Origin of the sequence: Acinetobacter sedimenti (assembly GCF_022601685.1) — a bacterium.
Taxonomy (GTDB): domain Bacteria; phylum Pseudomonadota; class Gammaproteobacteria; order Pseudomonadales; family Moraxellaceae; genus Acinetobacter; species Acinetobacter sedimenti.
In genome coordinates this window covers 1-12,832 of sequence record NZ_JAKUML010000017.1, presented here as the reverse complement: position 1 = coordinate 12,832, position 12,832 = coordinate 1, and the positions used below count along the sequence as shown (strand labels likewise).

The following is a 12,832-nucleotide window of genomic DNA, read 5'->3' as shown; positions in this document are numbered from 1 at the left end:
GAAAAATTCTCCTCTAAAATGAAATGATTCAATTGCGATACTTTATATATGTGGTCTTTGGCTCGACTTTCAATCTTTGCACAGCGATTGAATTGTTAAGGATTGTTATCCGATTAAATAAAATCACTGTGCATTTTTAAGATATGTTGAGCGAAGACTTAACTCACATGCCGTCCAAACAATCCCAAGGCTTCTTCTGCGATAAAGCGATAGGTCGTGTTACAGAACTGGCAATTCATCTCAATCGGATTCTGTTCCATCAAGGTTTCTTTGACCGCATCTTCACCGATCTGAATCAAGGCATTGGCACAGCGTTCTTTGGAGCAAGTACAACCAAATTGTAGCGCTTCACTGTCAGGTAGGCGCACATCTTCTTCATTATAAAGACGATATAAAATCTCTTGTGCAGGCAAGTCGATCAATTCATCGGCTTTGATGGTGTCGGTGAGCATGGTCAGGCGAGGCCACAGGTCGGTATCGACGGGTTCTTGCTCTTCTTCGGTACGCGGCAAGAGCTGAATCAATAATCCGCCCGAAGATTGTGTGTTACTTGCTAAGGCGATACGGGTTGGAATCTGCGCAGACAAGTCATAATAGTGCATCAAGCACTGTGCCAAAGTGGCATGCTCAAGTGGCACGATACCTTGATAGCTATCGCCAAACTCTGGTTCGATATTGATAAACAGTAATCCACCATGCAGATGATTGAGAACGGTGCTACTGTCTGTGGCTTCGCTAAAACGTGGATCATTGTCAAACTCTGCCAAAGCACGTAGGTCGCCGAGATGATTACATTCCGCCATTGCCCATTTCAATGTGCCTGAACTTTGGATTTGCAGGCTGAGTCGCCCTTTGATTTTTAAGGTACTGGCAAGCAGTGCGCTGGCAACGAGCATTTCCCCAAGTAACACTTTGATCGCTTGCGGATATTCCCGCTGTGCAAGGATGGTGTGTAAGGATTGTTCTAGGTGTACCACTTCGCCACGGACAGGACAGTCGTGTATATAAAAGCGTTGGCGGATGTCAGACATAATATTCTCCATTTCCTGCATTTTATGGTGGCGAAAGAGGGAAATCTCAAGTGATTTCTGCTGAATTTACATCCGTCAAATACGAATCCTCACCGCATATCATGATGCGATGAATTTTTATCAGACTGATCTTCCAAATGTTGAGTAGCAGAATTGTTTGAATCTTCGCCATCATTGAGTGAACCGCTCATTTCATCTTTGATCGGTTGATGCTTTTCGATTTTCTGCATTTGTTCTCGATGGACAAATTCATCATTTTCAAACAAATTCTGTAAATCTTGCATCATTGAATCATAAGCGGTACGCATTTTCTGCGGATTGACATTGTAGTTGGCTTGTTGTTGACGGATGAGTTTTTCATCATAGTGCGCAAAGTTCGCTACATGATTTCGACTACGCTCAGGTTCATAGCCCAAACTATTTAACATTTGTTCAGACATGGACAAGGCAGAATGTACAGTCTCACGCCATACATGCTCGACACCAAGCTCACGTAGTTGGTAAACGTGGCGACGATCCCGTGCACGTGCCAAGATATTCAGACTCGGGTGGTGCAAGCGTAGATGACGTGCGATATAGAGCGAATCCTCAACATCATCCACGGCAATGACAAAGAGTTTTGCGGTGTCCACACCTGCGGATTGCAAAATCTCAGGCACAGTAGCATCGCCATAATAGACATGCCCACCAAAACGGCGCATAAAGTCGATGTGGTCAATATTATTATCAATTGCGGTAAATGGAATCCGATGTAGATGCGCAATACGGGTCAGAATCTGCCCGAAACGGCCAAAGCCTGCAACGATGATGTGTTGATCGTGTTTTGGCAATTCATCAAAGGCTTGTGGTGTGTCGTTTTTGCTCAGAATCGGCTCTATCCAATGATCTAACACCCAGAAGAATATCGGCGTCAAAATCATCGATAACGTCACGATCAAAGTGAGTGGACTGGTCATGGCTTGACTAATCATGCCTTCACTCGCTGCAACGGCAAACACCACAAAGGCAAATTCACCGCCTTGCGAGAGGGCAACACCAAGTCGCAAACTGTTCAGTGCGGAGCTTTTACGATATAGCGCAATGCCTGCCACACAGACGATTTTAATCATCATCAAAGCGAGCGTACCGAAAACGATTAATAGCGGGTGCTCAACGATGACATGCAATGACACGCCCATCCCAACGGTCATAAAGAATAAACCGAGCAACAAGCCTTTGAACGGCTGAATGCTGGCTTCAAGCTCATGACGGAACTCAGAATCGGCGAGCAGGACACCTGTTAAAAATGCGCCGAGCGTGGTACTCAGTCCGATCGCCTCCATCAATACCGCAACACCGAGCACGATAAATAATGCCACAGCAGTGAGTAATTCGGTGGCGGCACTTTTCGCCACAAAACGGAAAAATGGTCTAAGAATATAGCGACTAAATAAAAATAGCCCTGAAAATGAAGCAATGACCGCTGCAAAATAAGCGATACCATGATGCGCACCGCCCTGATTTTCAATAAAAATATTACCCGCAAGCACAGGAATCAGCGCCAGTAACACCATTGCTGCAATATCTTGAAATAGCAAAATCGAAAAGGTCTGCTGACCATAGCTCGTAGCCAATTGATCACGATCTCGTAGGAGCTGTAATACAAATGCTGTCGAAGACAATGCCAAAGCAAAACCAATCACCACACTGGTATTGAACTGCCATGAAAAGACTAGCCAAATCGCCAAAGTCAGCACGATGCCACTGATCAGCATCTGCAAGCTACCCATCAGCAAGATCGATTGACGTAACTCCCACAGGCGTTGAGGGCGGAGTTCCAAGCCGATCAAAAACATCAGCATGATCACGCCATATTCCGCCAAGTGTGCGATCTGTTCGGTATCGTGCGCAATATTCAGCACACTTGGTCCAAGAATCGTGCCTGTGACCAAATAGCCTAAAACCGTCGGAATACCAAAACGCTTACCCAACGGCACAAGCAGTAGGGCAGCTGCCAAAAATATAATGATCTGAACAAGCGGTGTGATTTCCATGTAATGTATCTAAATCGGATCTGTCTATCTCTAAAGCAGTGTACAACGGAATGGCTTGTTTTGAGGTGAATTGGGGTGAAAATTGCTACAAACGCATGTACTTTTCTACGCAATCATCATGTGTTTTGAATATGCAAGTTACTAAATTTTTTAAGCTCTAAGCTTATAGATCAATAGCTGGATTTTTTGCAGTGCCATTTTAATTACATCTGCATGGGTTTCATCGGTAATACCTCTTTTTCGGGCATTCTCAGAATAGAGCCAGTCTTTTAATTCTTGATTATCTTTTGATGCATTACAACCAATACAACACAGCGCAATATTATTTGGTGTTCTGATATTAATATCAATAATAATGTGCTCCCAAGATTTCTTTTTAGTCCTTTTAATACCAAATTCACAGCCAAAATAAACACAGCATTTGTCACGTTCTAAAACTTACTTTTATATGTCTTCGGGAAATTTTCATTGATTAGCCATGAATTTGATACTCCATGTTTTATTTCGATTTTATAGACCACTAAAGTGCTAAACTATTAGTGATTTGATTTTACTGAAAAAGTATCTTTTTTGAACAATACTTAGGTTAGCATTTACTTAAAAATTCGCTTGCTAATAAAAAGTTAAGTTTACCCTAAATCTTGCGGATCAATATCCAAGGTCAGACGCAGTTCAAATTTACGTTGTTGTTTAAATAACCATTGCCACCACGGCGCAATCTGTCGTTGTAGCTCGACACGTGAATCACTAAACAAGATCAAATGCGTCCGATAAAATCCTGCTTTTTTCGGCATCGGCGCATGCACAGGTCCCCACGCATCGACTTTTGCCTCACCAAAACTCGTCCAATGTTGCAAGGCGAATTGCAGAAAATCTACGTTATACAATTCATTCTGACTTTCCGCTCGGATCAACACGCAATATCGATAAGGCGGAAGATGCCCAATCTTACGCTCTGCCAATGCTTGCTTGGCAAAACTGGCATAGCCTTTGGTCACCAAACTTTGTAATAACGGATGATCGGGACGTAGACTTTGCAATAGTACTTCACCTTTGATCTGACCACGCCCAGCTCGCCCAGCGACTTGCATGATCAATTGCGCCGTGCGTTCAGGCGCTCGAAAGTCAGCACTCATCAGCCCCGCATCAATATCCAAGATCGTCACCAAGCTCACATAAGGGAAATGATGCCCTTTGGCGAGCATCTGCGTGCCCAAAAATATCGCAGCACCTGAACGATGAGCACGTTGATAAATCTTCTGCCAACTGTCTTGGCGGGTGGTGGTATCTCGATCGACCCGAATCACAGGATAGTCGGGGAAGAGTTGGTTTAGACTTTCTTCGATGCGAGCCGTGCCGTGTCCGATCGGAAGCAAATCTTCATGATTACACGCAGGGCAGACTTTAGGTACAGGCTGCATATAGTTGCAGTGGTGACATTGCAGGATCGGGCGAGGCTTGAGGTGATAGCTCAGATGGGTATCACACTGTGGACAATCCGCTTGCCAAGCACACGCTCCGCACATCAACACAGGCGAATAACCTCGTCGATTGATAAAGACCAAGACTTGATGTTGCTTTTTTAGTTGTGCGTCGATGTGTTGAATTAATGGCTCTGCAAGTCCAAATTGCTTTTTCTGCGCTTTCAGGTCAATTAATTTGAACTGCGGTGGCTCGGCATGTCCTGCACGCTCAGTCAAAGTTAAATGCTGTAATTTCTCCTGTTCGACCAAATGCAAACTTTCAAAACTCGGTGTGGCAGAGCCTAAAATAATCGGACAATTCTGCTTAAATGCACGGTACAACGCCACATCCCGAGCATGGTAGCGCATGTGATCTTGCTGTTTAAAAGAGAGGTCATGCTCTTCATCGAGAATGATCAAGCCGAGCTTTGGCAATGGACAGAAGATTGCCAAGCGTGTACCCAAAATAATACTGGCTTTGCCTGTCTGCGCCTGTTGCCATGCTTGCAGACGCTTGGTGTCACTCAAACCTGAATGTAACAGCACAATATCGGTATGAAATCGGGCTTTAAATCGGTCAATAGTCTGCGGTGTTAGTCCAATCTCAGGAACGAGGACGAGGACTTGCTGTCCTTTTTCCAATACTTTTTGCATCACTTGCAAATAGACTTCGGTTTTGCCACTGCCTGTAATGCCGTCAAGTAGAAAGCCTTGATATTTGCCAAGAGATTGACTGATTTTTTTTATCGCTGTTTTTTGTTCGTTATTGGCATCCAACGGCATTTGAGCAAGTTGCATAGCGGTTGGCTGAAAATCAATCGGCTGTTGGAAGCTTATCGCCAGTCCACGTTTTTCAAGTTGTTTCAGCTGTGCTGTACTAATCCCTGAAAGATTTAAAATTGCTTCAGCTGCGCCGTTGCGATGTAGTTGCAAGGCTTGATACGCCGCAAAAAGTTTTGAGGATTTTTGCGGTAGTTTTACCGTGTCTGCATCATTTTCTTTAATCGTTACCGCTCGCCAATGATAAGCAAGCAACAGATAAGGGCGACCTTGCTTTAAGAAATTAGGCAAAGCAGAAAGCACAACTTCACCAACTGGCGCTTGATAATACTGCGCCACCCATTGCAATAAATTTAAAACGTGTTGATCGAGTAGTGCAGGTTCATCAAATAGTTTGTTAATGGGTTTGAGTTTAAATTGCCCGTGAAATGGCGTATTGGCATCGAATTTTTCCACGATGATGCCGATCAACTGCCGATTCATAAACGGCACTTTGACCCGTGTGCCAGTCACCGCTTCGGCATATTGCTCAGCCGTGACTTCATAATCAATCAAATCATAGATGTGCACGGCGATCGCCACACGCAGACGATAAGGATATGCATTGTGTTGCGAAGCTGACTTTGGTGGTGTCACATCTGTCATAAAATAGGCGACCTAAATAGTGGATCGAAAATAGTCGAGCGAAAAATCTTAAACAGACATGGCGCAAAATACGATACTCAGTTATGCTTGAGTCCAAGTTGTGATGGATAGATTGAAAACGATCTCAGCGATACATTCGCAAGGAAAAACTGAAAAAGTCCATCACCGAGATAATGGCATAATGAAATCGAAAAGTTAAGAGTTGGCAATGCCTGCGTATCAATATTCAGCGCTCGACGCTTCAGGAAAACAACATAAAGGCATCATGGATGGTGATTCTGCTCGGCAGATTCGTCAGCAGTTGCGTGATCAGGCATTGACGCCATTACAAGTCGAAGCGGTACAACACAAACAAACAGGTCAAAGCCGTTGGTTTCAAAAGAAACTCACTGCTTATGATTTGGCACTCATGACACGTCAATTATCGGTGTTAATTGCTGCCAGTATTCCTTTAGAAGAAGCTATTCGAGCCGTCGCCAAGCAAAGTGAAAAGAAACATGTTGAAAGTTTATTGCTTTCTGTGCGTGCGAAAGTCTTAGAAGGGCATTCGCTTGCCAAAGCCTTAGATCAAAGTGCTCATTTCCCAACCTTATATATCGCTACCGTTGCTGCGGGTGAGCGTTCAGGGCATTTGGATTTGATTTTAGAACAATTGGCAGACTATACCGAAGGTCGCTTTGCCATGCAGAAGAAAATCCAAGGGGCGATGATCTACCCTGTGATTCTGATGTTGATGTCCTTTGGCATTATCATGGGATTGATGACCTATGTGGTGCCTGATATTGTCAAAGTCTTTGCCAATACCGATCAAGCCTTGCCGTGGATTACCCAAGCCTTGATGGCGACCAGTGATTTTATCCGTAATTATTGGATGTACATGTTGGTACTCGGTGCTTTGGGGTTGTTTCTGCTCGGTCGATTTTTACGGACGGATGCAGGGCATTACACACTTGATCGTTTTATCCTCAAGTTGCCATTATTTGGTAAATTATCTCGCGGTATAAACTCGGCACGCTTTGCCAGTACCTTGTCTATTCTGACTCGGTCGGGTGTGCCTTTAGTTGATGCCTTAAAAATCGGTGCGGCGGTGAGTAGCAATTGGGTGATTCGAGATGCCGTCAACCATGCGGCAGAAAAAGTCGTGGAGGGTGGTAATCTCGCCACACAGCTTGAGCGTTCGGGCTATTTCCCACCGATGATGGTGCAAATGATTCGTAGCGGTGAAAACTCAGGTGAGCTTGATCGCATGTTGATTCGTGCATCAGATATGCAAGATAAACAAATTAGTAGCTTGATCACGACATTACTGGCTTTACTTGAGCCGTTGATGTTGGTATTTATGGCAGGAATCGTTTTAGTGATTGTGATCGCCGTGATGTTACCGATCGTGAATATGAATAATTTAATTTAAGTTTTTGGAGTTGTATTTTATGAGTCAAGCGATGCACCAATTAGACAAAGCAATGAACACACACAATAAACAATCAGGCTTTACCCTCATCGAAGTCATGGTCGTGATCGTGATTCTCGGTGTTTTAGCAGCACTCATCGTACCTAACGTGATGGGACGAGGTGAAAAAGCCAAAGTCGATACCACAGAAATCACCTTGAGCGGGACAGCAGGTGCACTCGATCAATACAAACTCGATAATGGTCGCTATCCTTCGATGCAAGACGGCGGACTCGAAGCCTTAATTAAACAACCTGCCTCAGCGAAAAACTGGATGCAAGGCGGTTACGTCAAAGGCGGTTATCCAACCGACAGTTGGGACAACGATCTGCAGTACGTGATTCCAGGCACACAAGGTGGACCTTATGATCTCTATTCATTTGGTGCAGATGGTCAAGAAGGTGGGGAAGGTAATGATGCTGATATTTATTATCAACATTAAAAATATAAATAGATTGAAAAATAATCATGAAAATTCGGCTTTGGGAAAATACCTAAAGCCGAATTTAAATATAAGAAATATCCGATCGTAATAATAATTAAAATAAATAAAATCTCATAACTTAATAAAAATCAGTGTAATGAAGCTTATTTAATAATAATTCTTAATTTTGATAGCTACAATTTTGATGAATTATGAGTAAAAAGAGAAGTACTTTCTAGATTGATTTTTTGCATAATTATTAAATACAAAATAAATCATTTTCTAGGAGGGAAAATGTTTGAATTTTTAGTTTAAGATAAAGTCAATCATTTGCACTAGAAAAATGATTAAAGTCAATTTGATGATCTTATCGAGTTTTGCGATTTTTTTATTTTGGATAGATTTGCTACAAGGCGCAGAAGGCAGTAGCTAAATTATGATAGGTTCTTTTGCACTGAGTTTTAGTTTTGCAAGTGGTTTAGTCGCATTGTTAATGGCATTACAAGTATCGACTTGGCAAGCAAATTTTACACAAAATTCTCCGGAACAGTGGTTCTTTAAGTTTTATCGCCAAGTATCGATGGTATTTTTTAGTAGCTTATTGATTACGGCATTTTTGCAGATTTAAAGCTCTGCTGTGAATCCTCCCCCTTTGAGGGGGGGAGAATATCGTAACTTAGCTAGGTTAGCGACGCTGTTTAAAGCGAGTATCGACCACTTTTGGCTTGTACAACAAACCAAGTATCAGCAACAATGCACAGAATAACAAAATCGCCCAATCACCCAAACGGCTATACAGCGTTTGACCTGTAAAGGCAGGCAACTCACCACGTAGCACTTGACGCACATCCATTGGAAGTTGGCTGACGATATGTCCTTGTTCATTAATGAAAGCTGTCACACCAGTGTTTGTTGCACGAATGATCCAGCGCCCATTTTCTTTGGCACGCATTTGTACCATTTGCAGATGTTGCCACGGTCCTGCTGTACCTGTAAACCACGCATCATTCGAGATGGTCACAAGGAAATCTGTATTCAAAGCATTTTTACGAGTGATATTCGGATAAGCCACTTCATAGCAAATCGCAGAAGCTAAACGATGATTTTTGATCATCAAAGGTGGCTGTTGATCATGTCCTGCACTAAAACCACTCAGCCCAACATCTGACACACCAGGAGCAACCCAAGATAATGCGCCTGAAAATGGAATATACTCACCAAATGGTACAAGGCGTTGCTTGTAATACATACCTTGAGATGCCGAGCCTGTTGCCATGATGCTGTTATAGTAAAGTGGCTTATCAGTCGTAGACTTATTCAAATCCCAATACGGAATACCTGTCACCCAAGCTGAACCACGTTCATTGGCATGATTGCTAATGATGTCTAAAAACGGTTGAAGATCGGTCTGAAACATCGGAATTGAGGCTTCAGGCCAAACCACGAGATCACGTCCCCATTCAGTTTGGCTCATGGTGGCATAGATGCTTAAAGTCTGCGCCTGATATTCCACCAGCCATTTTAAATCTTGAGGAATATTGCCTTGAATTAATGAAACAGTGAGAGGTGTTTGCTTTTTAGCTTCAACCCATTGAATGTGTTTTGCACCCCAAGCCCCTGCAATTAATAGCAGAATCGGTAAAATCCAAAAGCGTTTTCCAAACAAACATTCGGTCAGTGCCGAAGCAATCAGGATGACGACAAATGAAACGCCAAAAATACCAAACAATGGCGCATATTCATCTAAGCCATAATTTGTAAAGGCATAACCGACAAATAACCACGGAAAGCCGGTGAAAACCCACGTCTTTAACCATTCAAAAAATACCCAGATTGGTGCGAAAGTTAGTGGTGTTTCAGGAAAAAATCGACGATAAAACCAAGTTTGTACTGCGCTAAACACGCCCATCGCGATTGACATGAGTGCAATAAGAAATACAGCGATATAAGCAGGCGTGTCGCCATAGACATGGATTGAGGTATACAGCCAAAATGCGCCGACGAACCATAGTCCAATACCATAGCTCCAACCGATGAAAAAGGCATGTGTGCTACTACGTTGATCTAGGCACGCATAGAGCAAAGCAGGGGAGAGAATCGCCAACCACCAATAATGATAAGGTGCGAGTGCTAAAGGTAAAACGGCTCCTGCACAGAGCGCAATTAAACACACTAATCCCAAAGAAAAACGATGGTTTTGTGCAAATGCAGGCGGAGTTTTTAATCGTTGTATAAATTGAGAAAAAGCATTACTCATGCGCGTACAGCTCGGATACGTTGGATACTACGTGTGTCCGCCTCAATAATGGTAAAACTCCAATCCGCAAGTTCAATCACTTGACCTTGCAAATCACTCACCAAACCAATCTCCTGCAGTAACAATCCGCCCATGGTTTCCACTTCATCATCAGGGAACTTGCTTGCAAGAATCGTATTGAAATACTCAATCGGAGTCAGAGCTTGCACGATCCAAGCGTTTTGTTGTTCAGACTCAGGATCAGGTTGAATAAACTGAGCAAATTGATCGACTTCATCATGTTCGTCTTCAATCTCACCGACGATTTCTTCTAAAATATCTTCTAAAGTCACAATGCCAGAAGTTGTGCCATATTCATCAATCACGATCGCAAGATGCGACTGTGTGTTTTTCAGCATACGCAATACTTGGTCAGAGCGTGCACTTTCAGGAACGAATAGCGCTTGACGCATTAACGTTGGAATATCAACTTTACGATTAACCTGATTTAAAAAAGGTAAAAGGTCTTTTGCCAGCAATACGCCAACGACTTTGTCGCTATTTTCCGCTGAAAATACTGGGAAGCGAGAATGTGCAGACTCAATCAAGACATGGATAATGTCGAGAACGTCATCATCTTCTTGTAAACTGACCAACGAGGTGCGAGGTGTCATGACTTCACGAATCTTGGTCGCAGGCAAATCAAGCACGCCTTCAAGCATTGCCACTGTGTCGGGCTCAAGATATTGCCGTGAATCTTGTACCAGTTTTAATAATTCATCACGTGTTTCAGGTGCGGTGTTTAACCATTTTTTTAAGCCACGTGCCCACGAGGGGCTTGATTCGTCTTGCATGACAGATCCTAAAAATACCAACAAAAATTGTCAAAAGGTGAGCTCATCATACCGAAGAAAGAAGTGCTATGCATCTAAAAACATGTGGAAATTTATTGCAATGTGTTTGACGACCGACGTTGTACTTTTGATCAGCAAGTTTGTGGTAGAATTCGACTTCTTTATTGAACACAAATGTCACTGTAATGAACTCCACTGAGCCAACAACACAGAAAATCTCTAAGCAACTTGATACACGTGGTTTGCGTTGTCCAGAGCCTGTGATGATGCTGCATCAAGCCATTCGTAAATCTGCGCAAGGTGATGTTGTCGAAGTTCTTGCAACAGACCCTTCGACATCTTGGGATATTCCAAAATTTTGTATGCATCTTGGACATGCGTTATTGATCAATGAACGGCGTGAATTTGAAGGACAATCCATTTATTATTATCAAGTACAAAAGCAGTAAGCTGATTCTATGTTGACGCAGATCAATATAACTGATGATTGACAAAGTTGAAACAAAATAAAAAACGGACAAGATGTGTCCGTTTTGAATTGTTGATTTTTTACATTGAATGGTGTGGTTTATACAGCATCTTCGTGCAAAGCTTCGTTAAGCTGATCGACAACGATTGTCCAGTCATCATCTGTAATGGTTTTTTCTGCCAATAATGCACGCTGACCCACACTCCAAAATGGCGCATCACAAATATAGACGCAAGCTTCCAGTTGATGTGCTTTGATAAACTCCTGAATTGACGCTTCATCAGACGCTAAACCAAGTTGTTCAAATAAGTTTGTCATACTTGGCTGTGATGTGTTCATCATGGCGAATCTCCATTTTTATCGTAAGTATTTACACACCAACATAGCATAGCTCATCAATCGAAATATAGATGATTTGCAAAACAATACAAAAAAGTAAATTCAATTTTTTCAAGGTGATTCACCGATTTAAAAGTTATAATAAGAAAATTTTTTGAATCACAAACACATGCCTATTGATGATCAATTCGTCTACGACCCACCAACAGCACCTTTAGAAATTTTGTATGAAGATGATGATTTGATCATTGTCAATAAACCTGCGGGCTTACTATCGGTCATGGGAAGATTGGTAGAGCATCGAGATAGCGCATACTGGCGAATTCTTCAACATTTTCCAAACGCAAAAGTTACGCATCGTCTAGATATGGCAACGTCAGGGATTTTGGTTTTTGCGAAACATCGTGATGTTGAAGTTGCAATGAGTCGGTTGTTCCAACAACGTGCGATTCAAAAAACATATACCGCCCTCGTGCAAGGGGAGTTGACAGGGCAAGGTATCGTTGATGTGCCACTGATCACGGATTGGGAGAATCGACCACGTCAAAAAATTGACTATGACATTGGAAAATCAGCACAAACCCAATATCGTGCCATGCAATATATCGCTGAATATGATTGTACAGAAGTCAAACTGCATCCCATTACAGGACGATCACATCAACTACGTGTGCATATGCTTCATCTTGGACACCCAATTGTCAGAGATAAAATCTATAATCCACAAGCAAAAAATGCACATACACAGCAAATGGCACTTCATGCTAGTCAAATCGAATTTATACATCCATTACAAAAGAAAGAAATATTGATTAAAAGCTCGCCGAATTTCTAAAATAAAGTCGATTTATGCTGAAAAAACCACCGCTCGATCTTTTAACCCTAAAAAAAGGGTTGCATCGAATGGTTAATACTGTAGAATGCGCACCTACCGGCGGGGATGTGGATAAAAACTTGTTGATTAACAGTTATTTAGCTTGATGGTTAAATTTTTTGGTTGATTGGATGGGTTTAAAAATTATCTGTAATTTCAGTTGACTTTTTAGAGATAGAGAGTAATATAGCCGACCTAGCTTGATGCTGACGAAGTATTGAGTGATTCATTAAG

General features: G+C 42.4%; 10 protein-coding genes and 1 pseudogene. 5 read left to right on the top strand and 6 right to left on the bottom strand.

All coding sequences use genetic code 11. The annotated features are described in order from the left end of the window. Positions 1-158: 158 nt before the first annotated feature. From hslO to MKI79_RS10035, 3 genes are all read right to left on the bottom strand, one after another. A complete protein-coding gene (hslO, locus tag MKI79_RS10045) occupies positions 159-1,031 on the bottom strand; it encodes an Hsp33 family molecular chaperone HslO (protein ID WP_241572925.1) in 873 nt (290 codons plus the stop codon). An 89-nt stretch (positions 1,032-1,120) separates the two neighbouring features. Beyond that, entirely contained in the window at positions 1,121-3,058 is a 1,938-nt protein-coding gene (locus tag MKI79_RS10040) for a monovalent cation:proton antiporter-2 (CPA2) family protein (protein ID WP_322111818.1), read from the bottom strand. A 635-nt stretch (positions 3,059-3,693) separates the two neighbouring features. Continuing rightward, entirely contained in the window at positions 3,694-5,952 is a 2,259-nt protein-coding gene (locus MKI79_RS10035) for a primosomal protein N' (protein WP_241572920.1), read from the bottom strand. 208 nt (positions 5,953-6,160) lie between these two features. Here MKI79_RS10035 and gspF point away from each other — a divergent pair, with 208 nt between their 5' ends. The 3 genes from gspF (at position 6,161) to MKI79_RS10020 (ending at position 8,454) form a co-directional block, all read left to right on the top strand. After that, a complete protein-coding gene (gene gspF / locus MKI79_RS10030; protein ID WP_241572917.1) occupies positions 6,161-7,363 on the top strand; it encodes a type II secretion system inner membrane protein GspF in 1,203 nt (400 codons plus the stop codon). Positions 7,364-7,382: 19 nt separating this feature from the next. Continuing rightward, entirely contained in the window at positions 7,383-7,844 is a 462-nt protein-coding gene (gene gspG / locus MKI79_RS10025) for a type II secretion system major pseudopilin GspG (protein ID WP_274619079.1), read from the top strand. 418 nt (positions 7,845-8,262) lie between these two features. Then, positions 8,263-8,454, top strand: a complete 192-nt coding sequence (locus MKI79_RS10020) for a hypothetical protein (RefSeq protein WP_241572914.1) — start codon at positions 8,263-8,265, stop codon at positions 8,452-8,454. A gap of 57 nt (positions 8,455-8,511) precedes the next feature. Here MKI79_RS10020 and lnt read toward each other — a convergent pair. Both lnt and MKI79_RS10010 read right to left on the bottom strand, forming a co-directional pair. After that, a pseudogene (lnt, locus tag MKI79_RS10015) lies at positions 8,512-9,999 on the bottom strand (apolipoprotein N-acyltransferase); the annotation flags it as partial. 80 nt (positions 10,000-10,079) lie between these two features. After that, the gene (locus MKI79_RS10010; RefSeq protein WP_241572910.1) at positions 10,080-10,916 is read right to left on the bottom strand and encodes a CBS domain-containing protein; all 837 of its coding nucleotides are present in this window, start codon (positions 10,914-10,916) and stop codon (positions 10,080-10,082) included. Between the two features lie 185 nt (positions 10,917-11,101). Here MKI79_RS10010 and tusA point away from each other — a divergent pair, with 185 nt between their 5' ends. Continuing rightward, the gene (gene tusA, locus MKI79_RS10005) at positions 11,102-11,365 is read left to right on the top strand and encodes a sulfurtransferase TusA (protein WP_241572900.1); all 264 of its coding nucleotides are present in this window, start codon (positions 11,102-11,104) and stop codon (positions 11,363-11,365) included. 119 nt (positions 11,366-11,484) lie between these two features. On the opposite strand, the gene MKI79_RS10000 is transcribed toward tusA, so the two are convergent. After that, the gene (locus MKI79_RS10000) at positions 11,485-11,724 is read right to left on the bottom strand and encodes a DUF2789 family protein (RefSeq protein ID WP_241573022.1); all 240 of its coding nucleotides are present in this window, start codon (positions 11,722-11,724) and stop codon (positions 11,485-11,487) included. Between the two features lie 169 nt (positions 11,725-11,893). On the opposite strand from MKI79_RS10000, the gene MKI79_RS09995 reads away from it, so the two are divergent. Beyond that, positions 11,894-12,559, top strand: coding sequence for a pseudouridine synthase (locus MKI79_RS09995; protein WP_241572896.1), 666 nt, complete (start codon positions 11,894-11,896; stop codon positions 12,557-12,559). The last annotated feature ends 273 nt before the right edge of the window (positions 12,560-12,832 follow it).

What these genes read in the sequence shown, in the direction of transcription:
- hslO (WP_241572925.1), bottom strand. Translation starts at nt 1,031, where the DNA reads ATGTCTGACATCCGCCAACGCTTTTATATACACGACTGTCCTGTCCGT.
- MKI79_RS10035 (WP_241572920.1), bottom strand. Translation starts at nt 5,952, where the DNA reads ATGACAGATGTGACACCACCAAAGTCAGCTTCGCAACACAATGCATAT.
- gspF (WP_241572917.1), top strand. Translation starts at nt 6,161, where the DNA reads ATGCCTGCGTATCAATATTCAGCGCTCGACGCTTCAGGAAAACAACAT.
- gspG (WP_274619079.1), top strand. Translation starts at nt 7,383, where the DNA reads ATGAGTCAAGCGATGCACCAATTAGACAAAGCAATGAACACACACAAT.
- MKI79_RS10020 (WP_241572914.1), top strand. Translation starts at nt 8,263, where the DNA reads ATGATAGGTTCTTTTGCACTGAGTTTTAGTTTTGCAAGTGGTTTAGTC.
- MKI79_RS10010 (WP_241572910.1), bottom strand. Translation starts at nt 10,916, where the DNA reads ATGCAAGACGAATCAAGCCCCTCGTGGGCACGTGGCTTAAAAAAATGG.
- tusA (WP_241572900.1), top strand. Translation starts at nt 11,102, where the DNA reads ATGAACTCCACTGAGCCAACAACACAGAAAATCTCTAAGCAACTTGAT.
- MKI79_RS10000 (WP_241573022.1), bottom strand. Translation starts at nt 11,724, where the DNA reads ATGAACACATCACAGCCAAGTATGACAAACTTATTTGAACAACTTGGT.
- MKI79_RS09995 (WP_241572896.1), top strand. Translation starts at nt 11,894, where the DNA reads ATGCCTATTGATGATCAATTCGTCTACGACCCACCAACAGCACCTTTA.